This window comes from Streptomyces canus (genome assembly GCF_030815415.1).
In the GTDB taxonomy this organism is placed as follows: domain Bacteria; phylum Actinomycetota; class Actinomycetes; order Streptomycetales; family Streptomycetaceae; genus Streptomyces; species Streptomyces canus_F.
The window spans coordinates 5434340-5457207 of sequence record NZ_JAUSWW010000001.1 but is presented as its reverse complement, the minus strand read 5'-3'; the positions used below and the strand labels follow the sequence as shown (position 1 = coordinate 5457207).

21 protein-coding genes are annotated in these 22868 nt (G+C 69.6%); 13 read left to right on the top strand and 8 right to left on the bottom strand.

The window, feature by feature from the left end:
• Positions 1–59: 59 nt before the first annotated feature.
• Both QF037_RS25300 and QF037_RS25295 read right to left on the bottom strand, forming a co-directional pair.
• On the bottom strand, positions 60–1058 hold the full coding sequence (locus tag QF037_RS25300; RefSeq protein ID WP_307028883.1) for an inorganic phosphate transporter: 999 nt from the start codon (positions 1056–1058) through the stop codon (positions 60–62).
• A gap of 5 nt (positions 1059–1063) precedes the next feature.
• Positions 1064–1684, bottom strand: coding sequence for a DUF47 domain-containing protein (locus tag QF037_RS25295; protein ID WP_030043659.1), 621 nt, complete (start codon positions 1682–1684; stop codon positions 1064–1066).
• Between the two features lie 213 nt (positions 1685–1897).
• Here QF037_RS25295 and QF037_RS25290 point away from each other — a divergent pair, with 213 nt between their 5' ends.
• Positions 1898–2239, top strand: a complete 342-nt coding sequence (locus QF037_RS25290; protein WP_307028882.1) for a metal-sensitive transcriptional regulator — start codon at positions 1898–1900, stop codon at positions 2237–2239.
• Positions 2240–2290: 51 nt separating this feature from the next.
• On the opposite strand, the gene QF037_RS25285 is transcribed toward QF037_RS25290, so the two are convergent.
• Positions 2291–2470 (bottom strand): hypothetical protein, encoded by a 180-nt coding sequence (locus tag QF037_RS25285; RefSeq protein WP_046262891.1) that lies wholly within the window; start codon positions 2468–2470, stop codon positions 2291–2293.
• 97 nt (positions 2471–2567) lie between these two features.
• Positions 2568–3410, bottom strand: coding sequence for a hypothetical protein (locus QF037_RS25280; RefSeq protein ID WP_307028880.1), 843 nt, complete (start codon positions 3408–3410; stop codon positions 2568–2570).
• Between the two features lie 685 nt (positions 3411–4095).
• Between QF037_RS25280 and QF037_RS25275 the strand changes: the two genes are divergently transcribed.
• On the top strand, positions 4096–5670 hold the full coding sequence (locus QF037_RS25275; protein WP_307028878.1) for an FAD-binding oxidoreductase: 1575 nt from the start codon (positions 4096–4098) through the stop codon (positions 5668–5670).
• Positions 5671–5696: 26 nt separating this feature from the next.
• On the opposite strand, the gene QF037_RS25270 is transcribed toward QF037_RS25275, so the two are convergent.
• The 3 genes from QF037_RS25270 to QF037_RS25260 all read right to left on the bottom strand — a co-directional run bounded on the left by QF037_RS25270 (position 5697) and on the right by QF037_RS25260 (position 8391).
• Complete coding sequence (locus QF037_RS25270) at positions 5697–6401, bottom strand: phosphatase PAP2 family protein (protein WP_307028876.1); 705 nt, start codon at positions 6399–6401, stop codon at positions 5697–5699.
• A gap of 197 nt (positions 6402–6598) precedes the next feature.
• A complete protein-coding gene (locus QF037_RS25265) occupies positions 6599–7606 on the bottom strand; it encodes a C40 family peptidase (protein ID WP_307037366.1) in 1008 nt (335 codons plus the stop codon).
• Positions 7607–7674: 68 nt separating this feature from the next.
• A complete protein-coding gene (locus QF037_RS25260; RefSeq protein ID WP_307028874.1) occupies positions 7675–8391 on the bottom strand; it encodes a trypsin-like serine peptidase in 717 nt (238 codons plus the stop codon).
• A 138-nt stretch (positions 8392–8529) separates the two neighbouring features.
• Here QF037_RS25260 and QF037_RS25255 point away from each other — a divergent pair, with 138 nt between their 5' ends.
• Positions 8530–9783, top strand: coding sequence for an RNA polymerase subunit sigma-70 (locus QF037_RS25255; protein WP_307028873.1), 1254 nt, complete (start codon positions 8530–8532; stop codon positions 9781–9783).
• A gap of 76 nt (positions 9784–9859) precedes the next feature.
• Positions 9860–10636 (top strand): SDR family NAD(P)-dependent oxidoreductase, encoded by a 777-nt coding sequence (locus QF037_RS25250; protein ID WP_307028871.1) that lies wholly within the window; start codon positions 9860–9862, stop codon positions 10634–10636.
• Between the two features lie 18 nt (positions 10637–10654).
• Here QF037_RS25250 and QF037_RS25245 read toward each other — a convergent pair whose 3' ends face one another.
• Positions 10655–11572, bottom strand: coding sequence for an oxidoreductase (locus tag QF037_RS25245; protein ID WP_307028869.1), 918 nt, complete (start codon positions 11570–11572; stop codon positions 10655–10657).
• Between the two features lie 89 nt (positions 11573–11661).
• On the opposite strand from QF037_RS25245, the gene QF037_RS25240 reads away from it, so the two are divergent.
• From QF037_RS25240 to QF037_RS25200, 9 genes are all read left to right on the top strand, one after another.
• Complete coding sequence (locus tag QF037_RS25240) at positions 11662–12276, top strand: TetR/AcrR family transcriptional regulator (RefSeq protein WP_307028867.1); 615 nt, start codon at positions 11662–11664, stop codon at positions 12274–12276.
• A 245-nt stretch (positions 12277–12521) separates the two neighbouring features.
• Positions 12522–13871, top strand: a complete 1350-nt coding sequence (locus QF037_RS25235; RefSeq protein ID WP_307028865.1) for a S53 family peptidase — start codon at positions 12522–12524, stop codon at positions 13869–13871.
• 280 nt (positions 13872–14151) lie between these two features.
• Complete coding sequence (locus QF037_RS25230; RefSeq protein WP_307028863.1) at positions 14152–15444, top strand: S53 family peptidase; 1293 nt, start codon at positions 14152–14154, stop codon at positions 15442–15444.
• 351 nt (positions 15445–15795) lie between these two features.
• Positions 15796–16104 carry a hypothetical protein gene (locus QF037_RS25225; protein ID WP_046262904.1) on the top strand — a complete coding sequence of 103 codons (309 nt, stop codon included), beginning with the start codon at positions 15796–15798 and terminating at the stop codon, positions 16102–16104.
• Between the two features lie 186 nt (positions 16105–16290).
• Entirely contained in the window at positions 16291–17091 is an 801-nt protein-coding gene (locus tag QF037_RS25220) for a hypothetical protein (protein ID WP_307028861.1), read from the top strand.
• Complete coding sequence (locus QF037_RS25215) at positions 17081–18409, top strand: hypothetical protein (protein ID WP_307028859.1); 1329 nt, start codon at positions 17081–17083, stop codon at positions 18407–18409. The genes QF037_RS25220 and QF037_RS25215 overlap by 11 nt, the downstream gene beginning before the upstream one ends.
• A complete protein-coding gene (locus QF037_RS25210; RefSeq protein ID WP_307028857.1) occupies positions 18406–19965 on the top strand; it encodes an SCO6880 family protein in 1560 nt (519 codons plus the stop codon). The genes QF037_RS25215 and QF037_RS25210 overlap by 4 nt, the downstream gene beginning before the upstream one ends.
• Before the next feature lie 13 nt (positions 19966–19978).
• Positions 19979–21403 (top strand): ATP-binding protein, encoded by a 1425-nt coding sequence (locus QF037_RS25205; protein ID WP_266825211.1) that lies wholly within the window; start codon positions 19979–19981, stop codon positions 21401–21403.
• 14 nt (positions 21404–21417) lie between these two features.
• Positions 21418–22863 carry a TraM recognition domain-containing protein gene (locus QF037_RS25200; protein ID WP_373463817.1) on the top strand — a complete coding sequence of 482 codons (1446 nt, stop codon included), beginning with the start codon at positions 21418–21420 and terminating at the stop codon, positions 22861–22863.
• Positions 22864–22868 lie beyond the last annotated feature (5 nt).

Here is a 22868-nt window from a genome sequence, read left to right as displayed (position 1 = left end):
CCCCAAGGTCTCACGAAAGGGGCGGGAGTGGCGGGTGTTTTTCCACTACTTGACCACGCTCACAGAAACGCCAGATTCACGACACCGAACACACCCGCCGCGACCAGCCCCGCCGCCGGCATGGTGATGAACCAGCCCAGGATGATGTTCTTCGCGACACCCCACCGCACGGCGTTCACCCGCTTCGTCGCACCCACGCCCATGATCGCCGAGGTGATGACATGGGTCGTCGAGATCGGCGCGTGGAACACGAACGCGGTGGTGAACATGATCCCCGCGCCCGTGGTCTCCGCGGCGAAGCCCTGCGGCGGGTCCAGCTCGATGATCTTCCGCCCGAGGGTCCGCATGATCCGCCAGCCGCCCGCGTACGTGCCGAGCGACAGCATCACCGCGCAGGCGATCTTGACCCACACCGGGATCGGGTCGCCGGCCTGTTCGACATCGGCGATGACGAGCGCCATCACCACGATGCCCATCGTCTTCTGCGCGTCCTGCAGACCATGACCGAGGGCCATACCGGCCGCGGACACGGTCTGCGCGATCCGGAAACCGCGCTTGGCCTTGTGCGGGTTCGACTTCCGGAACATCCACATGATCGCGACCATCACCAGATAGCCGGTGACGATACCGACGATCGGCGACAGGAACATCGGGATGACGATCTTGTCGAGCACCCCGGACCAGATCACCTCGATCCCGCCCGCGAGTGCCGCTCCCACCATGCCGCCGAACAGCGCGTGCGAGGACGACGAGGGCAGACCGAAGTACCAGGTGACCAGGTTCCAGACGATCGCGCCGACGAGGGCGGAGAAGAGGATCCACATCCCCCTGTTGCCGTGCGGCGTCTCGATCAGGCCCTCACTCACGGTCTTGGCGATCCCGCTGCCGAGGAACGCACCCGCGAGGTTCATCACGGCCGCCATCGCGAGCGCGGCCCGCGGGGTCAGCGCGCGCGTGGAGACCGAGGTCGCGATCGCGTTGGCCGAATCATGGAAACCATTGGTGTACGTGAAGCCGAGCGCGACGCCGATGGTCACGATCAGAGCGAAGGTGTCCACGTGGTTCAGGACTCCTTGACCGCGATGGTCTCCACGGTGTTGGCGACGTGTTCGAACGCGTCAGCCGCCTCTTCCAGCACATCCACGATCTGCTTGAGCTTCAGCACCTCGATGGCCTCGTACTTGCCGTTGAAGAGCATGGCGAGCAGCTTGCGGTGGATCTGGTCGGCCTGGTTCTCCAGCCGGTTGACCTCGATCCAGTACTCGGTGAGGTTGTCCATGGTCCGCAGGTTCGGCATGGCCTCGGCGGTGAGCTCGGCGGCCCGCGCCAACACCTCGATCTGCTGCTCGACGCCCTTGGGGAGTTCCTCGACGTTGTAGAGGACGACGAGGTCGACGGCCTCCTCCATGAAGTCCATGATGTCGTCGAGGGACGACGCGAGGTTGTAGATGTCCTCACGGTCGAACGGCGTGATGAACGAGGAGTTCAGCTGGTGGAAGATCGCATGCGTGGCATCGTCACCTGCGTGTTCCGCCGCCCGCATCCGCTCTGCGATCTCGGCCCGGCCGGCGGTGTCCGCCCCGAGCAGTTCCATGAGGAGCTTCGAGCCCGTGACGATGTTGTCCGCGGATGCGGCGAACATGTCGTAGAAGCTCGTCTCCCTGGGGGTCAGACGAAAGCGCACAAGGGGTCCTCGGGGTGCATGGGTTTCGGTCAGGCTGATGCTAAGTGCATCATCCGGCCACGGCTAATGGGCCGTCCCCCAGTGTCGCCCATCAGGCACAGTGGTCGGCACGGGGGCCTTCCGCAGGCCCTTATACCCGCCAAAGTTGGGTACGATATACCCAGTGGGGGTATATGTCTGCCCTCAGTTTGGCCCGCAGATGTGGAGGACGCCATGACGACCACCGAGGCCGGCGCGGAAGTGCCCTCCGCGGAGACGGACCACGACCACGGGGTGCACGGGTACCACAAGCAGAAGGACGAGCACCTCAAGCGCCTGCGCCGCATCGAGGGCCAGATCCGCGGCCTTCAGCGCATGGTGGACGAGGACGTCTACTGCATCGACATACTCACGCAGGTGTCCGCCTCCACCAAGGCCCTGCAGTCCTTCGCGCTGCAACTGCTGGAGGAACACCTGCGGCACTGCGTCGCGGACGCGGCCGTCAAGGGCGGCGAGGAGATCGACGCGAAGGTGGAAGAGGCGACCAAGGCGATCGGCCGGCTGCTGCGGACGTGAGACGAACCGGGACGCAGGACCGACGGGACTGAGGGGACGCCCCCGGGCGGCTCACGCGCCGGAGGCGTCCTCGCGCTCCTGGGCCACTTTCAGCACCTCGTCGATGCTCTCAAGGCTGAGCCTGTCCTCGTGGGCGGCCGAGGCCGCGATGATCAGGTCCCCGCACAGCTCGATCTCGGCGAGGGCCACGTGGTCCTGAACTGCCGTACCGCCGACCGGAGCCACGTGCATCACCTCTTCTCTGCCGTTACCGCTTCCTAGAGTAGGGAGCGGCCTACGCACCGCGCATGGCACGGACGGGCTAGTTCTTGACGCCCGTCACGGCCGCTCACTCCTCGGCGATCTTCCCGGCGTAGATGTCGTCGTCGTCCGGAAGCCGTACGTCGACGGCGACCCCGAAGTCGTAGAGCAAGGTCGTGGAGGCGACCGCCACGGTCCCCTCCTGCTGCCGGTTGACGAAGCTGAACCGGTGCCGGACCTTGCGGATCCGCCCGTCGTCGTCGAGGTAGACGTCGAAGGGGACCCGGGCCGTGGCGAACCCTTTCGCCGCCGCGCCCAGGGCGGACCTGTTCTCGGCGGAGGCGTCCCGAGCAGCGACGGTGAGATCGGCCACCCCCCGATAGTGCCGCACCTCCGTCCCCGCGACCTCGGTCTTCCCGACATAGGCCGCGGACCGCGTCCCCCGCAGCAACTCGGCGGCGGCGAACGGGTCGGTGGCGCCCCCGGTGACGAGATTCCCGTCCGACAGCGAGGCGGTCTCGACCCGCACCCACTTGTCGGAGGGCACCCCGGCGCCGCGGTTCTTCATGAACAGCGCACCGGGAGCGAGCAGTTCGGTGATGGGCCGATGCTCGCTGGTCCCGGCGGGATCCTGCGGCAGCAGCACCTTCAGCTCCCCGAGCCGGCGCCGATAGTCGTAGGTCCCTTCCCCGCGAATGGTGACGCGGGTCCCCCCGGACGCCATCTCCATGGAGGTCCGGGCCTTGGAACTCCGCGCCTCCACAAGCCGGTCGGCGGCAACACGCACCACCTCGACGGCGTCACCCGAGCTCCGCCCGTCCTCGGCGGCGACCCCGCTCCCCGAACACCCCGCGGCCCCGGCACAGAAGACGGCCACGACCCCCGCCACAACACCGACCCCACCCGTCCGCCTCTGCTGCCGCTCCGCCATCGCCTGCCTCCGTCACGGACCCCCTGTCCGTTCCGCTAACGACGACCATGCGGAGCCCGTCACGCGCATACGAGCCCTTTACCCGGGCTCGGTAACGTTGTCGCCGTGGCACACCAGGACAGGGTCCCCCCGCCCCACGACTCCCCTGAACACCTGACGACAACAGTCGACCAGGGCCCCTTCTGCACAGCCCGCTGCACCTGCGGCTGGCGCGGCCCGGCAAGAAGAGCAAGAAGCCAGGCAAGAACAGACGCAAAACACCACACAGACACGTAACAGCACGCCTCTCGACGCCGGCCCAGACAATCCCAGCCCGCCCGGCGTCCGAGGCCAAGGACACACCGTCCCAAACCCCCACCCACCCACTGAGGCTTCACCTCCCGACACCGGCCCAGACAATCCCAGCCCCTCCGGCGTCCGAGGCCAAGGACACACCGTCCCAAACCCCCACCCACCCGCTGAGGGCTTCGCCACTCGACACCGGTCCAGACAATCCCAGCCCGTCCGGCGTTTGAGGACGAGGCCCTTTCGGGGCCGAAGCGGGGTCTGGGGGCGCAGCCCCCAGGGATGGGACGGGTAGGGGCGGCGGGGGCGAAACCCGCCCGGCGCGCACCCCCACCGACCGGCACGATGGAACCCCCGACCCCACCACCTCGTCTCGTTCCACGAACCCCCAGGAGGCGACATGGAACGGCGTACGTTCATCGGCGGCGGCGTAGCCGCAATCGCCGCGGCGACCGCGACCGCGTGCAACGGCGACGACAAGGCCGACGCGGCGCAGACGGCCACCGCCGCCACATCCCCACGTACGTCGACCAGAACCGGCACCACCGCCGCCACCCCCGCCCCCGCCCCCGCGGACTGGACCGCCCTCGCCCGCGACCTGGACGGCACCCTCGTCCGCCCGGGCGACACGAACTGGCCCACCGCCCACCAGCTCTACAACACCCGCTTCGACAACCTGAAGCCCGCGGCGGTCGCGTACATCGCCCACGCGGAAGACATCCGCACCGCCCTCGCCTACGCCCGAGCCCACCACCTCCACATCGCGATCCGCAACGGCGGCCACTCCTACGCCGGCTGGTCCTCCGGCAACAACCGCCTGATCGTCGACGTCTCGAAGCTCAACAAGGTCCGCAGCAGCGGCGGCACAGCGGTGGTCGGCGCCGGATCGAAACTCATCGACGTCTACCGCGCCCTGACCGCAAAGGGCGTCACCATCCCCGCCGGCTCGTGCCCCACCGTCGGCGTCTCCGGACTCACCCTCGGTGGCGGCCACGGAGTCGTCTCCCGCGCCTACGGCCTGACCTGCGACAGCCTCACCCAGGCGACGCTGATCACGGCGGACGGCAAGCAGCTCACCGCGAACGCGACCGAGAACAAGGACCTCTTCTGGGCGCTGCGCGGCGCGGGCAACGGCAACTTCGGCGTCGTCACCGAGCTTCGCTTCAAGACCCACCCGGCACCCCAGGCGGTGAAGGCGTACCTGTCCTGGCCGTGGGCGAAGGCCGCAGCCGTGACCAAGGCGTGGCAGGAGTGGGGCCCGGCCCAGCCCGACGAGATCTGGTCGTCCCTGCACCTGGCGGGCACCTCCGGCGGCTACACCACGGTCTCCGTCGCCGCCTTCTCCCTGGGTACCTACGGCGAACTCCAGAACGCCGTGGACCGCCTGGCCGACAAGATCGGTGCCCCCGCGACCAGCGTCTCCCTCAAGCGCCTCTCGTACGAGGACGCGATGGAGGTCTACGCCGGGTGCTCCTCCTTCAGCACGGACGCCCAGTGCCACCTGCCCGGCAAGACCCCGGGCCGCTCCCCGCAGGGCGCGCTCGGCCGGGAGACGTACGCCGCGAAGTCGGACTTCTTCGACCGCTCCCTGTCCACGGCCGGCATCCAGGCGATGCTCAAGCAGCTGGAGTCGGTGCGCGGCGGGGCCGGCGACATCGCCCTCACGGCCCTGGGCGGTGCCGTCAACCGCGTCTCCCCGACGGCCACGGCGTTCGTCCACCGCCGCTCCCGCATGCTGGCCCAGTACATCGCCGCGTGGAAGGCGGGCACCTCGGGCACGGCCGCCCAGTCCTGGCTGACCCAGGCCCACAACGCGATGAAGCCCTATGCGTCGGGCGCGGCCTACCAGAACTACACCGACCCGTCCCTGACGGACTGGCGCAAGGCGTACTACGGAGACGCGGCGACCAGGCTCTCGGCCCTGAAGAAGCAGTACGACCCGAAGGGCTTCTTCACGTTCCCGCAGGCCCTCTAGGGCGCTTCCAGGGCCTGTGCGGCGGATCAGGCGGCGAGGTCGCGCTCCTCGGCGCCCGTTTCCTTCCGGGCGCCGGGGAGCAGGGTGTCCTGACCGTCGTAGGACTTCCCGCGCGCCCGGATCAGCCATCCCGCGCGCGGCGACCGCTCGATCGCCTTCATCAGCGGGGTGAGCAGGGCCATGGCCAGCGGGGACAGCAGCAGGGCCACGGCGGTGCCGAGGGCGAAGCCGCCGATGACGTCGGTCGGGTAGTGCACGCCCATGTAGACCCGGCAGAAGCCTTCGAGCAGGGCGAGGCCGATACCGAAGAAGCCGAACTTCCGGTTGGCGACGAACAGTCCGACCGCCATGGCCATGGTGATCGTGGCGTGGTCGCTCACGAAGGAGTAGTCGGTCTTGCCGGAGACCAGGACTTCGAGTCCCTCGTGCTGGAGGAACGGCCGGGGCCGCTCCACGAATCCTCGTATCGGCACGTTGATCAGCACGGCGACACCGGCCGCGAGCGGCGCCCAGACCAGCGCGGCCACGGACGAAGGCGCGTCCTCGCCGCCCCGCTTGCGCACGGACAGCCAGCACCACAGCACGAGCACCACGGTGGCCAGGAGGATCCCGTATTCACCGACGTACTCCATGACCCGGTCGAACCACACGGGTGCGTCCTTGGCCAGGCCGTTGATGTCGTAGAGCAGGTCGACGTCGGGGTTCGACCCGGATGCGGCGAGTCCAGCCATGGTGCTGCGGCCCCTTCGTCGGCTCTCCCGGCGCGCAGAGGTCGCGCGCCGCTGTTCCACCCCCGTGGTGTGTAGATCGCTACGAGAACAGGAACGCACGGTCCCCGTTAATACGTTCCACCCTCCACTGAATGATCACGCAGACGTTATCGAAGAGAGACACATCGCCGCAGCTCAGGGGGCAGGTTCACAGGCTGTCAGACCGTCGTGGGGAGCGCTTTCGCGCCATCTTCGGTGACGCGGGTGGCTCCGAAGTAGTCGGGGGTGTCGATCGGGTCGAACCGGATCACAGCACCCGTTCTCGGGGCGTCGATCATGTATCCGCCGCCGACATAAATCCCCACATGCCGGATGGCCCGGGAGTTGGTGAGGTCGTCCGAGAAGAAGACGAGATCGCCGGGGAGCAGCTCGTCCCTGGCCGGATGCTGACCCGCGTTCCACTGGTCGTTGGCGACGCGGGGCAGTGTGATGCCGACACTCTCGTACGCGGCCTTCGTCAGCCCCGAGCAGTCGAACCGGCCACCGTCCTGAGCAGTACCGTCACCGCCCCAGAGGTAGGGCGTGCCGAGCTTCTTCTGCGCGTAGTAGATGGCTCCGGCGGCCTGCTTCGAGGGGTCCACGCGCGTGACGGGAGCGGCGAAGCTCTCCTCCAGCGTCGTGATCGTCTTCACGTAGTTCTGGGTCTCCTTGTACGGCGGCACACCCCCGTACTTGATCACCGCGTAGGCCCCCGCGTTGTAGGACGCGAGCATGTTCTTCGTGGCGTCCCCGGGGACGTCCTTCACGTACGAGGCGAGGGTGCAGTCGTACTTCGCGGCCGATGGAATCGCGTCATTCGGATCCCATACGTCGCGGTCGCCGTCCCCGTCGCCGTCGATTCCGTGCGTGGCCCAGGTCCCGGGGATGAATTGCGCTATCCCCTGCGCGGCCGCGGCGCTCTGCGCCTTCGGGTTGAACCCGCTCTCCTGGTACAGCTGGGCGGCGAGCAGCGCCGGGTTGATCGCGGTGCAGAGGTTGCCCCACTTCTGCACGAGGTTCTGATAGGCCGCCGGCACGGACCCCTTGGCCAGCGCCTTCGTGGCTCCGCCGACCCCGCCCGCGAGGTTCCCGGCGACGACGTACACACCGACGACGAGCAGCATCACGAAGCTGAGTCCCGCCCCGAGGACGGCACCCCCCACGAGCCATGCCTTACGCACCGTCAACCGCCCCTCGCTGCCCCGGAGTCCGACGCCCACGTCAGTTTAGGGGCGCCTTCGTCGTTCTGGGGTGATCATGCGGAAGGAGACTCCGTCGCGTCCCGGTACAGCCGAGCGGCCTCCCGCCCGAGCACCACGCTGTACGAGACGGCGGCGGTCGCCCCGCCCTGCTCGTGCCCGCCGAGCACTCCGACGACCTCCCCGTCCCCGTTGACCCACGGGCTGCCGCTGGTGCCGCCGCTGAAGCCGGGACAGTCGACGCGTTGTTGCGTACGGCTGTGCGCGACCGGCTTGTCGGCGCAACGGACCGGCGTCTCGCGGGAGTCGGGATAGCCGGTGACGGTCACGCCGGTGGCGCCGGTGGCCGTACCGGTGGTGAAGCGGTTCCCCCCGACGAGGTCCTCGACGCCCTCGCCCCGCCGCTCGGCCAGGGCCGCGAACGCCACGTCACTGTCCTCGTCCCACGCGTCGGGCAGAAACCGCCTGGTGACGCGCCACTTCCCGTACGGCGCCCGGCCGTTGCGGTAGCCCGGTGCGAACACGAGGTCGTCCGTGTCACCGTCCAGGCAGTGCGCGGCGGTGACGATGAGATCCCGGTGCGGGCTGTGCACGACGGAGGCGGTACAGAAGTGCTGCCCGCCGGAGAACAGCGCCCCCACACGCACGGTTTCCGCGGTCGCGGCGGCGGTGACGGTGACCCCGAAAGGGCCGGGACCGGCATCGGCGGCCGCCTCGGAGGCGGAGGTGGCGGCGAGGAGTACGAGGACGGCGTAGAGAGGCGTGCGCTTCATCGGAACGCAGCCTTCCGCACGAAGGTGAGAACCGGGTCAGGCGCGCGTCAAAGGACCCCTGCCCGGACACCTACCCTGGCAGCGTTCTCCCCCGAGCAGAGGAGCCCTCATGCCCACGCTCATCGCGCGGCGAGCCGTATGACCGCCACCTGCCGGACCTGCGGGCGCCCCATCGAGCGCACCGCGGGCCCCGGACGGACCGCCTCCTACTGTTCGCAGGCATGCCGGCAGCGGGCGTACCGGAAGCGGCGGAGCCCCGCCGCCAAGGAGCTGGTCTCCGACATCGGCGACCAGCTGAACCGGCTGCGGCTGGAACCCCCGGTCGTCTTCCACGCCGACGTCGAGGCCCTCCACACCCGGTTCGCGCAACTCCGGCGGCTCGCTCGGGAGGCCCGTACCGAAAACGTCACACCGGCGGACGTGACGAATCCCGGCGAGGACGACTTCACGGCTCTCATCGAGGCCCACCGCAAGGAACTCCGGGTGCACTGCTACCGCCTGCTCGGCTCGTACGACGAGGCGGAGGACCTCACCCAGGAGACATTCCTCAAGGCGTGGCGGGCGAGGGAGTCGATGGACGGGCTGGAGAACCCGCGGGCGTGGCTGTACCGGATCGCCACCAACGCCTGCCTGGACTTTCTCCGGAAGAACGACCGCCGCCCCACGCCCTACGCGCCCGTCCCCGGCATCGACTCGGGTGACGGCCCCCCGCCCCCGTCCATGCCCTGGCTCCAGCCCTTCCCGGACGACCAGCTCCCCGACGAGCCCGTCGCGCGGGCCGTGGCGAGCGAGACGCTGGAGCTGGTCTTCCTCACGGCGATCCAGCACCTTCCGCCGCGCCAGCGCGCCGCGGTGATCCTGCGGGACATCGCCGGATGGTCGGCCCAGGAGACCGCCGACCTGCTGGAATCGTCGCTCGCGTCGGCCAACAGCGCGGTGCAGCGGGGGAGAACGGCCCTGCGGGAGGCGCTGCCGGGGCAGCGCGAGGACTGGTCGGCGGCCACCCCCAGCGCCGACGAACTGGCCCTGCTCCAGCGCTACATGGACGCCGTGGCCCGCGTGGACTTCGACGCCATGGCCGAGCTGGTCCGCGAGGACGCCGTGCTCACCATGCCGCCGAACCCGTTCTGGTTCACGACCCGCGAGGCCCTCTTCGCCTTCATCCGGCCGAACCTCGACCCGGCGTCCCCGATGTTCGTCGGGCATTGGCGTCACCTGCCCGTACGCGCCAACGGGCAGGTGGCGGTGGCCGGTTATCTGCGACGGCCCGGTACGACCGTCTTCCGGGGCCAGAACATCGACGTGCTGCGGATCGAGGACGGAAGGATCGCCGCGATCACCACCTTCGAGCCGCATCTGTACCCGGCGTTCGGTCTGCCGATGACTCTCTGAGGCAGCGATGAGTTCTCCGCGCGGGCACGTCCCATGAGTGACGGGCGCACACGGCGCCCCCATTCAAGGAGTCACCATGCTGAACCTGCTGAAGAACAAGGTCGCGGTCGTCTACGGCGGTGCGGGTTCGCTCGGCGCGGGTGTCGCGAAGGCGTACGCCGACGCGGGCGCGCGGGTCTTCCTCGTCGGCCGTACGGAGTCGACGCTGCGCAAGGTCGCGGAGGAGACCGGTGCCGAGTACGACGTACTGGACGCCCGTGACGAGGCCGCCGTGGAGGCGCACGCGGCGTCGGTCGTGGAGCGGGCGGGCCGGATCGACATCTCCCTCAACCTGGTACCGCGCGGGGACTTCCAGGGCGTACCGCTGACGGAGATGTCGGTCGAGGACTACACGCGGCCGGTGGTGCAGGGCATCGCCTGCCAGTTCGTCACCGCGCGGGCGGCGGCGCGTCGTATGACGGCGCAGGGCTCGGGCGTGATCCTCTCCCTCGACAGCGGATCCGCCAACGGCAGCCCCATGATGGGCGGTACGGCCGCGGCCGACGGGGCGATCGACGCGCTGATCCGTCAACTGGCGGCGGAGCTCGGTCCGTCGGGCGTGCGTGTCTGCGGGATCTGGACGGCGGGCGTGACGGACACCCTCACCCCTCAGAAGCTGACCGCCGCCGGCGCCCCGGCCATGGACGAGACCGCCGTACAGGGCATCCGCGCCCACCTCGACAGCCTCCGTATGACCAGGCGCTCCCCGCAGATCGCCGACATCGCCGCCCTGGCGACCTTCCTCGCCTCGGACGCGGGCGTCACCATCACGGGCACGTGGATCAACGCGACGGCGGGAATGTTCGCCAGCTGACGACCGACCGGGCAGCGCCTAGCCGGGTCGTACGGCCGTCTCCAGCGGGAACCGCGTCCCCGTCAGCTCCTCCGACACCGTCCACAGCCGCCTCGCCGTCGCCGGGTCGCTCGCCGCGGGCGAGCGGCCCACCAGGGTGGGGGCGCCCCGCATCTCGCCGAACCCGTCCGGGCCGACGTAGCTCGCGCCGGGCAGGTCCTGCGTCGCCGCGTACAGCGTCGGCAGGGTGCCCGCCTTGTCGTCCTGGGCCAGGAACCTGTTGCCGAACTTCATGAAGACCCGGGCCGCCGGACTCGCCGCGTGGCTCTGGAGGTTGGTGGCCGAGTAGCCGGGGTGGGCGGCGAGGGCGCGGACCGCGGAGCCCGACTCCGTCAGGCGGCGCTGGAGTTCCAGGGTGAACAGGAGGTTCGCCAGCTTCGACTGGGCGTAGGCCTGGTTGGGGTGGTAGCCGCTCGTCCAGTTCAGGTCGTCGAAGCGGATCCTCGCGTCGCCCCAGCGGTGGGCGCCCGAGGACACCGTGACCACCCGGTCCGTGAGGTACGGCAGCAGCAGGTTCGTGAGCGCGAAGTGGCCCAGGTGGTTCGTGCCGAACTGCATCTCGAAGCCGTCCGGCGTCCGCTGCTCCGGCACCATCATCACGCCGGCGTTGTTGATGAGGAGGTCCAGCGGACCGTCCCACGCCGCCGCGAACTCCCGCACGGACGACAGGTCCGCCAGGTCCAGGCGCCGCACCTCCACGCTGCCGTGCACCGTCCGCGCCGCCGCCTCGCCGCGTCGCGGGTCCCGTACGGCGAACACCACGTGCGCGCCCGCCCCGGCCAGCGCGGCCGCGGCGGTGAGGCCGATGCCGCTGTTGGCGCCGGTGATCACGGCGGTGCGGCCGGTCAGGTCGGGGAGGTGGGCCGCGTTCCATGCGTGCTTGCTCTTGTCAGCCATGCCCTCAAAGTAGACGATGCCAACAATGCTGTCAATGACAACAATGGTGGCGATGCCAACAATAGTGACGCCGCCTACATCGGGATACGATGGCGTCCATGCCGTCCGAGAAGTCCGAGACCCGCCCCTACCACCACGGGGATCTCCGCTCCGCCCTGCTGGCGAGCGCGGAGCACACCCTGCGCGACAGAGGCGTGGCTTCGCTCTCCCTGCGGGAACTGGCCCGCGACATCGGCGTCAGCCACGCCGCCCCGGGGCGCCACTTCAAGGACAAGCAGGCCCTGCTCAACGCCCTGGCCCTCGCCGGCTACGAACGGCTGACCCGGGCGCTCGACGCCGCCGACGACCCCGGCCTGCCGCTGGAGCCCCGGTTCACCGCCCTCGCCCGGGCCTATCTGGCCTTCTCCCTGGAGAACGCCGAGCTCCTGGAGCTGATGTACGCCCGCAAGCACGACCCCGAGGCGTCCGAGCAGATGGCCGTCGCCGTCGGCCGCACGGTGGGGGCCCTCGAGCAGATCATCTCGGACGCCCAGCAGCGCGGCGAGATCGTCCAGGGGGACCCCGGCCGCCTCACCCTCGCCCTGGGCGCCACCCTGCACGGCACCGCCATGTTCGCCGCCACCGACAAGCTCGACCCGCAGACAGCCCTCGACGGCATTCCCGAGCTCGTACATCTCCTGCTGCACGGCCTCAAGCCCCGGTAACCCCGCGAGCGTTGGGCGCGACGCGTGTAGATGGTCAAGCCGAGGCCATTCGCCGCCCATCACCCCGCCATTGATCAGTAACCCCCCAACCCCCTTCAGTAAGGCGGAAGTCAGGATTCCACCGCGCGTCTTGTTGTCACGTACTCAACAAGGGGATGGTCTACGCGGGTCGCCGCCCCCACCGGGAACCTCACCGGTGGTCCCCACCGCAGGCCTCTGCAACCCCACTCTCAGGAGGCTGTACGTTGCGTACGCCCAACACCCCCCACATATCCGGCAGATCGCGCCGGATCGGCACGGCCGCCACGGCCACGGCCGCCCTCCTCCTCGCCGGGCTCGGCATCGCGGCTCACGCCGACGCGGCCACCCCCACGCCGCACAAGGTGAGCGCCAAGACCGTCGCCGCACAGGTCGCCAAGGCCCATGTGCAGTACGAGAGCGCGTGCGGCACGACCCCGAAGAAGGGCTACGCCGCCTGCAACGCGCTCCGTGTCACCGGCGGCACCACCGCCTACATGGAGAAGCAGGCCGCGCTCAAGGGCGCGACCCCCAAGACCGTCAAGCCGAACGCCACCTCGGCCACGCCGACCGGCTACGGCCCGAGCGACCTCCAGGACGCCTACGGCCTGACCGCCGCCTCCTCCTCGAACGGCTCCGGCGAGACCATCGCCATCGTCGACGCCTACGACGACCCCAACGCCGCCGCGGACCTGGCCACCTACCGCTCCTACTACGGCCTCTCCGCCTGCACCGTCGCCAACGGCTGCTTCAAGAAGGTCAGCCAGACCGGCTCCACGACCTCCCTCCCCACCGCCGACAGCGGCTGGGCCGGCGAGATCTCCCTCGACCTCGACATGGTCTCCGCCATCGCCCCGAACGCCAAGATCCTGCTGGTCGAGGCGAGTTCGTCGAGCATGGCCAACCTGGGCAAGGCGGTGAACGAGGCCGTCAGTCTGGGCGCCAAGTTCGTCTCCAACTCCTACGGCGGTTCCGAGTCCTCCTCGGACACCTCCTACGACTCCTCCTACTTCAACCACCCGGGCGTCGCCATCACCGTCTCCGCCGGCGACGAGGCCTACGGCGCCGAGTACCCGGCCGGCTCGAAGTACGTGACGTCGGTCGGCGGCACCAAGCTCTCCACGTCCTCCACCAGCCGCGGCTGGACCGAGAGCGTCTGGAAGACCAGCAGCACCGAGGGCACCGGCTCCGGCTGCTCCGCGTACGACGCCAAGCCCAGCTGGCAGACCGACACCGGCTGCACCAAGCGCATGATCTCCGACGTCTCCGCCGTCGCCGACCCGGCCACCGGCGTCTCCGTCTACGACTCCTACGGCTCCGACGGCACCGGCTGGAACACCTACGGCGGCACCAGCGCCTCGGCCCCGATCATCGCCTCCGTGTACGCCCTCGCGGGCACGCCGTCCAGCAGCTCCTACCCGGCCCAGTTCCCCTACGAGGACACCTCGGCCCTCAACGACGTGACCTCCGGCAACAACGGCACCTGCACCACGAGCTACTTCTGCACCGCCAAGTCCGGCTACGACGGCCCGACCGGCCTCGGCACCCCGCAGGGCACCGACGCCTTCACCGGCTGACGACCCCGAACTCCCCGTCGGGTCACGGGGAGCCGCCGGCGGGCAGGGGACGTGGGGTCCCCTCGGCGGCACAACGGCAACGGGCCGCGACCAACGCACCATCGATCGCGGCCCGTTCGCCGTCAGCAGGTAAGTAAGGCCAGGCCTGGGGTCCGGTAAGGCGGAGGTCAGAATTCCGCCTCCCGCCTTGTTGTCACGTACTCAACAAGAGACCGTCATTCCACCGCCGCACGCACGCACCCGCACTGCTCCTGTTCCACCACCATCAGGAGGCTGCACGATGCGCACGACACCCCCCGCCAGACCCTCCCTACGCGGCAGCCGACGCCGGATCGGCTCGGCGGCCGCAGCGACCGCCGCGCTTCTCGTCGCCGGACTCGGCACCGCGGTCCACGCGGAAGCCGCCGCCCCGGCCAAGGCCGCCAAGGTCACCTGGGCCGCGACCCCCTGCGCCACCCCCAGGAAATCCGGCGAACTCGCCTGCAACTCCCTGCGCGTGACCGGCGGCACCACCGCCTTCGAGAAGGCGCACGGCATCACCCCCCGGGCCGCCGACGCGTCCACCCCCTCCGGCTACGGCCCCAGCGACCTCCAGGCCGCCTACGGCCTGACCGCCGCCTCCTCCTCGAACGGCTCCGGCGAGACCATCGCCATCGTCGACGCGTACAACGACCCCAACGCCGAGTCCGACCTCGCGGCCTACCGCTCGCACTACGGCCTCTCCGCCTGCACCACCGCCAACGGCTGCTTCAAGAAGGTCAGCCAGACCGGCTCCACGACCTCCCTGCCCGCCGGCGACTCCGGTTGGGCCGAGGAGATCTCCCTGGACCTCGACATGGTCTCCGCCATCGCCCCGAACGCGAACATCCTCCTCGTCGAGGCGAAGTCGGCGACGATGGCCAACCTGGGCACGGCCGTGAACGAGGCCGTCAAGCTGGGCGCGAAGTACGTCAGCAACAGCTACGGCGGCTCGGAGTCCTCGTCCGACACCTCCTACGACTCCTCCTACTTCAACCACCCGGGCGTCGCCATCACCGTCAGCGCGGGCGACGCGGGCTACGGCGCCGAGTACCCGGCCGCCTCCAAGTACGTGACGTCGGTCGGCGGCACCGCCCTCTCCACGGCTTCGAACACCCGCGGCTGGACCGAGAGCGTCTGGAAGACCAGCAGCACCGAGGGGACGGGCTCCGGCTGCTCCGCGTACGACGCCAAGCCGAGCTGGCAGACCGACACCGGCTGCACCAAGCGCATGATTTCGGACGTCTCCGCGGTGGCCGACCCCGCGACCGGTGTGTCGGTCTACGACTCCTACGGCGTCACGGCCGGCTGGTACACCTTCGGCGGCACCAGCGCCTCGGCTCCGATCATCGCGGGCGTCTACGCCCTCGCGGGCACGCCGTCCAGCAGCTCCTACCCGGCGCAGTTCCCCTACAAGGACACCTCCGCCCTCAACGACGTGACCTCCGGCAACAACGGCTCCTGCACCACGAGCTACTTCTGCACCGCCAAGTCCGGCTACGACGGCCCGACCGGCCTCGGCACCCCGCAGGGAGTGGCCGCCTTCACAGGCTGACGCTCAGTCACCACGCAGACGGGCCGCGGCACCAGCCGCGGCCCGTTCGTCATGCCGGTGCCGTGCGGAGATAGCCTTCACCCGCAGAACATCGGTGCACTCGGGTGCCACCAGCACACCAGATGCCGAGAAGAGGTCAACGACGGAACCACACGAAGGTTCCGCTCCGGCCTCATTGCCCGGCGTAACCTGCCGTGATACACAGAGTGACCGGACAGTGCATTCGTACGAAACCCGCCAATCAATGACGCCAAGTCGACATCCGGCAGCAGAATTGTCGGCGAGAATGAGGCCTGACCTCTGCGCACCTGCAGGGGGAAGCGGAACTACCCACCAGGGGCGGTGACTTACATGCTCTTTGCGGCCGACAAGGGAGACATCAACACCATCATCGGCGGGATCGCTCCGGACTGGGGCCCCTTCGGGGCGCTGGGCACGGAAGCGAAGACGATGATCCAGGTCGTCATGGCGGTCGCCATCATGCTCTGCCTCGGCATCGCCATCTGGGGCGCCGCGAAGCAACGCATCGGCGCGACGGCCCTCCGTGACACCTTCAGCGCGGAACAGGGCAAGGGCCTGATCATCGCCGGCCTCACCGGGGTCTTCATCATCGGCTCACTCGGCACGCTGTTCACCATCGTGTACGGCATGGCCGTCTAGCGGGCGTTCCTCCAGTCCCCCGGGCACGCCCGGTCGTACCCCTCCACCCCACCCGCCCGTCGTGCCCACCGACTGAGGTTGCGTTTCCCTGATGCCGAGTCACCACACCGCGCCCGCGCGGGAACCAGCACGGCTACCGTCGTACTCCTACGTGTTTCCGCTCGACGTCGAGGGGGCGTACGCGGCATGAGTCCCGGTGACGAACACGACACCTCCGGCGGCTACGGGGGCTCCGGCCAGACCCGCACGCGCATGCCGGACGACGTGTACGGCGGCGCGCGTCCCCGCGCCCGCTCGTCGTCACGCAGCCTGGTCACGGTGGTCGGCGTAGTCGTCCTCCTCATCGCCGCGATCGCCTTCGCGAACCGCGGAGGAGACGACTCCTCATCCAAAACCGGGGCCAGCGACAAACCCGAGGTGGCGAGCACGGCGGCGAGCGGGACGAAGCCGGTGGCCGCGGGGTTCGCGCACGATGCGCAGGGGGCGCAGAGTGCGGCGGCGAATTACGCGGTAGCGCTGGGTTCTGCCGAGATGTTTGACAAGACGAAGCGCAACGCGATCCTGCAAGCCATCATCACGCCCTCCCGCGTGTCGCAGTTCGAAGCGACACTGGACAAGGCCTACACGCCGGCCTTCAACAAGGCCGTCGGCCTGAACGAGGACGGCTCCACACCGAACGGCTACACCTTCGTCTCCCGTACGAGCCCGATCGGCACCAAGACCACCCAGTCCTCCGCCGACGGCACCACCGTCGAGGTCTGGTGCAGCGGCCTCCTCGGCCTCGCAGGCGAGAACTCCACCAACCCGGTCACCAGCACCTGGTTCACCATCACCATGCAACTCCAGTGGACCGATGGCGACTGGAAGATCGTGACGCACTCCCAGAAGGACGGCCCAGCGCCCGTCCCCGGCGACGACAGGGCCTCCAGCGCCGACGAGATGGCGAAGGCCGTCGAAGAGTACGGAGGGTTCACGTATGCCCGGTAGCCGACGCGCACTCAAGCTCGCCGCTGTCGTCACGGCCGTACAGACCACAGCCGTCCTCATGGCCACGCGTGCCTTCGCCGCGCCCACCCCCAGCCCCACGCCCTCACCAACCGCGAGCAACAACCCCTGCGACCTGATCCACGGCCCCGCCAAGGACTACTGCGAACGCGGCGAAACCGGCGGGCGCTCCGGCGGATCCACCATCGACCCCACCTCCACCCTCGACCCCCTCTCCTCCCTCGCCAAGGGCTGTGCCGACGCCGCCGCATGGACCGTCGACAAGCTCAGCGAGGCCGTGAAGGACACCGCGAACGTCGACTTCACGAACCCCAAGTTCCTCCAGCAGTACGCGGTCGTCTTCGCGGCGTCGACGATTCTGACGCTGCTGCTGTGGCTGCTGGCCGTGGCCAAGCGAGCCGTCCGTGGCGCGCCCCTCAGCACGGCCATCTCCGAAGCGATCGGGTTCCTCTGGCTGACCGTGCTGGCGTCGGCCTTCACCCCCCTGATCCTCTACACGGTCGTCTCGGCCACCGACGGCGTCAGCGAGGTCCTCGCGAAGACCACCGGCGACCAGACGGACACGTTCTTCGGCACCTTCTCCGGCGCCCTGGAGAAGGGCGAGGACATCGGCGGCGGCCCGATCATGCTGATCGTGGTGTCCCTCGTCTCCATCCTCGCCGCCGGCGTCCTCTGGCTGGAACTGGTGATCAGGGCCGCGCTCCTCTACGTCGGCGCCCTCCTCGGCACCGTCGTCTACGCGGGCCTGGTCGACAAGAACCTGTGGGGCCACGTCCGCCGCTGGGCGGGCATCATGATCGCGGTCATCCTGGTCAAGCCGGTCATCGTGATCGTCCTGGGGCTGGCCGGCGCGCTGTCCGCCGACGACGGCCCCGACGCCTTCTCCGCCGTGGTCTCCGGCCTGGCCATCATCCTGCTCGCCATCTTCGCCAGCGCGATGATCTACCGCTTCGTCCCCGGCTTCGGCGACGAGATCGCGGGCTCCCGCAACAACCGCATCATGCAGGGCGCCGAAGGAAAGGCGGCCGCGGTCATCAGCTCCCCCGCGACCCTCGTCGCCCAGGGCATCAAGACCCACAGCACCAGGGCCGACAACAACGGCGGCGGCAGCGGTTCGAGCGGCGCCCGCCCCTCCAACCCCGCCTCCGGCGGCGTAGCCGCCCACAGCGCCCGCACCCCGAACGGTGGCGGCGGCGGATCTGTCCCCTCCGCCGCACCCCAGCCCCGTTCGAGCAACGCGGTCAACACCCCGCACGCCAGCAACAACCGCAACAACCGCACAGGAGGTGACGGGCGTTGACGACCGAGTCCCACGTGTCCCACGCGGTCACACCCCGCCGTACCTATCTCATCGGCCGCGCCCGGCCGAACGCGATCGTCGGCCGCAACCGTGAGACCGGCGAGATCGCGCTGATCATCGCCGGCGCGTTCCTCGGCATGATGTGCGGGCTCCTCGTCCCCGTCCTGGCCTTGCGCATCGTGCTGCTGATGGGCTTCCCGCTGATCGCCCTGATGGCGGTCTACGTGCCGTACAAGCACCGCACGTTCTACAAGTGGTTCGAGATCAACCGCAGTTACAAGCGGTCCCTGAAGCGGGGGACCGTCTACCGCTCCGGCGTCATGGAGGCCGGCGTCAGGGCCGACGGCCTCGAGGTCGAGATCGGCCCGCCGCCCGGCATCGGCCGTATCACCTGGCTCGCCGCGCCCTTCGGCCCCGACGAGATCGCCGTACTCCTGCACGCGGACCGCCGCACCGTCACCGCCGCCATCGAGATCGAGGGCCCCGGCGTCGGCCTGCGCGACTCCGAGGACCAGGAAGCCCTCGTCGACCGCTTCGGCACCCTGCTCAAGCACGTCGCCAACGGGGACGGCTTCGTCACCCGCCTCCAGATGCTCGCCCGCACCCTCCCCGCCGACCCCGACGCCCACGCCAAGGACGTCGCCGTCCGCGGGGACGACAGGGCACCGGGATGGCTGCAGCAGTCGTACGACCAACTCCAGTCCATGGTGTCGACGAGCAGCGAGCAGCACCGCGCCTACCTCGTCGCCTGCATGCACTTCACCCGCGAACTCGCCGCCGAGGCCCACACCATGGCCCGCGCGGCACGCCCCCAGTCCGGCCGCAAACTGGACCGCGACGCGGGCCTCGCGGTCGTGATGGCACGTGAGCTGACGGACATCTGCTCGCGCTTGCAGGAGGCCGACATCCGCGTACGGCAACCGCTGGGCCAGGGCCGTCTCGCCTCGCTCATCCACTCCATGTACGACCCGGACCACCCCATCGACCACATCCAGGCGATGAGCAAGCGCAACTCCTGGCCGGCCGAGCTGGACGCCATGGAGCCGACGTATCTCCAGGCGAAGACCCGGGAGTCCAGCACCCGCGCGCCCTGGTGCCATGCGACGGCCTGGGTGAAGGAATGGCCGATGACCCCCGTCGGGGTCAACTTCCTCGCCCCCCTCCTCGTCCACACCCCGGACGTCATCCGCACGGTCGCCGTCACCATGGACCTCGAACCCACCGAGGTCGCCATCGAGCGCATGCTGACCGAGAAGACGAACGACGAGGCGGAAGCCTCCCGCCAGGCCAAGATGAACCGCACCGTCGACCCGCGCGACGTCGCCTCCCACAACCGTCTCGACCAGCGCGGCGAAGACCTCGCGAGCGGCGCGGCCGGCGTCAACCTGGTCGGCTACATCACCGTCTCCTCCCGCAACCCCGACGCCCTGGCCCGCGACAAGCGGACCATCCGGGCCTCGGCCGGAAAGTCGTACCTGAAGCTCGAATGGTGCGACCGCGAACACCACCGCGCGTTCGTGAACACGCTCCCGTTCGCCACCGGCATCCGAAGGTAGGGGCTGAGCTCAGATGCGGGACCCGCTGTCCGTCCTCACCGACGCCTTCACGTCCTTCCTCTTCGGCAAGGTCGAGACGACCCGCCTGCCCGTCCGCACCTCCACCGGCCAGGCCCAGGCGGTCTACCTGCCCACGGCAGCGCCGGGCCTCGGCGACTCCGGTGTGATCATCGGCCGCGAGGTGTACTCCGGGAAGGGCTACATCTACGACCCCTTCCAGCTGTACGGCCAGCAGCTCCCGGCACCTCACTGGCTGGTCCTCGGCGAGTCCGGCAACGGCAAGTCGGCGCTGGAGAAGACGTACGTCCTGCGCCAGCTGCGCTTCCGCGACCGGCAGGTCGTCGTTCTCGACGCACAGGGCGAGGACGGGGTCGGCGAATGGAACCTCATCGCGCAGGAGTTGGGGATAACTCCTATCCGCCTCGACCCGATGGCCGCCCTGGACATGGGGATCCGGCTGAACCCGCTCGACCCCGCGATCACGACGACCGGCCAGCTCGCGCTGCTCCGGACGATCATCGAGGTCGCGCTGGGCCACGGCCTCGACGAGCGCTCCGGCTTCGCGTTGAAGGTCGCGCACGCCTACGTCAACGAGACGATCGTCGAACGCCAGCCGATCCTCACCGACATCGTGGAGCAGCTACGGCACCCCGAGCCGGAGTCGGCCGAGGCGATGAACGTCGACATAGAGGACGTACGGGCCTGGGGTCTGGACGTCGCGCTGGTCCTGGACCGTCTGGTCGACGGTGACCTGCGCGGCATGTTCGACGGTCCCACGACGGTCGGCATCGACCTGGACGCCCCGCTCATCGTCTTCGACCTGTCGCACATCGACCGCAACTCCATCGCCATGCCCATCCTCATGGCGATCGTCGGCGTGTGGCTGGAGCACACCTGGATCCGCCCCGACCGGAAGAAGCGCATCTTCCTGGTCGAGGAGGCCTGGCACATCATCAACAGCCCCTTCGTGGCCCAGCTGTTCCAGCGGCTGCTGAAGTTCGGCCGACGGCTCGGTCTGTCCTTCGTGGCGGTCGTCCACCACCTGTCCGACGTGGTGGACGGAGCGGCGGCGAAGGAGGCGGCGGCGATCCTGAAGATGGCGTCCACGAGGACGATCTACGCCCAGAAGGCGGACGAGGCCAGAATGACGGGCCGGGTGCTGGGTCTGCCACGCTGGGCGGTCGAGATCATCCCCTCGCTGACACCGGGCATCGCGGTGTGGGACGTCAACGGCAACGTCCAGGTGGTCAAACACCTGATCACCGAGACGGAACGCCCCCTGGTCTTCACCGACCGCGCGATGACCGAGTCCTCCGAGGACCACCTCGCGGACGACGCCCTGCGCGCGGCCGAGCTGGAGGCCGAGGAGCGGGCGGCGGCCTTCATGGAACAGCACATGGAGCAGCACATGGGCGACTCCGAGTCGACGGTGGCGTAGGCGGGAGGCGTGCCATGGTGAGACCTGACGATCGCCGCGGGCAGCAGGGCCAGGGAGGTCAGGGAGGCGTCCCCGACGGGCTGTTGGTCGGCATACTCGCCTTCCTCCTCGGCATGACCCTGATGGTCTGGTCGGCCACCGGCCTGGCGGGCCTGTTCGCCCACGGCAACTGGCCCCAGGGCGTCACCTTCGCCCGTACGCCCATGGCGATGCGCCAGCTCATCGGCCGGCCCCAAGACATCCCGGGCGCCTGGCCGGAGACCCCGGCCGGGCAGCTCTCCGGGTACGGGCTGTTCTGGGGGCTGCTCATCGGGCAGCTGATGATCCTGGTGGTACTCGCCGTGTTCGTCCTGGGGACGGTGGCCCGCTGGAAGGCGGTACGGCGGGCACGGCGGACGGAGGTTCCGGTCGCCGTCGTCGAACAGCCGCCGCCGGCTCCGGAGCCCGTCGTCGAGACGGTCACGCACCACGAGGTCCCAACACCGCGGGCCGAGCCGGAGCCTCCCGTTCCCACGACGGTGGCGGTGCCCGCACGGGTGGAGAAGGTTCTCGTCGCCCCGAGGGAGACCCGCCAGGCCTCCGCCGCCCAGGCGGTCCGCGACGCCGAGGGCGCCATCCTCATCGTCACCTCGAACCCCGCCGTCTGGTCCGACACCAAGGACGCCCGCACCAAGCTGGGCCCGGTCCACCTCTACGACCCCGCCCACCTCTGCGACACCCCGGCCCGCCTCCACTGGTCCCCCACGACGGGCTGCGAGGAGAAGCAGACGGCGACCGCGAGGGCCCACGCCCTCCTCGCGCCGGTCCGCCCCACCGCGAAGATCGACCAGGCCGTGGCCGACGTAGCGGAAACGCTCCTGCGGAGCTGTCTGCATGCCGCCGCCATCGACGGCCGCACCATCCGGCACGTCCACCGCTGGTCCCAGGGCACCCAGATCCAGGACGCGGTCCGCATCCTCCGCACCAACCCCAAGGCCGCTCCCGGAGCGGCGGGCGAGCTCGAGGCCGCGCTCACCGCGTATCCCGAACGCCGGGACATCGCCCAGGAGTTGACCGGCCGCGCGCTCTCCGCCCTCTTCACGGTCAACATCCGCGAGGCGTGCACTCCCAACCGAACTGATGCCCTTGCCTTGGATTCCTTCGTGGACGAAGGGGGCACGCTTTACGTGGTGGGGGAATCCATCGAGGACCCCCGGACCAACCCGGGCGCCATGCCACTGCTGACGGCGCTCGTCTCCAGCGTGGTCGAGCGTGGCCGGCGCATGGCCGAACGGTCATCCTCCGGTCGCCTCGACCCACCACTGACGCTCGTCCTGGACGATGTCGCCGCCGTGGCTCCGCTTCCCCAGCTCCCGGAGCTGCTGGCCACCGGGGCGGACCGGGGCCTGCCGACCCTGGCCCTGCTCCGCTCCCGGGAACAGGCGAGGGCCCGCTGGCCGCACGACGAACTGCCGGTGTGACCACG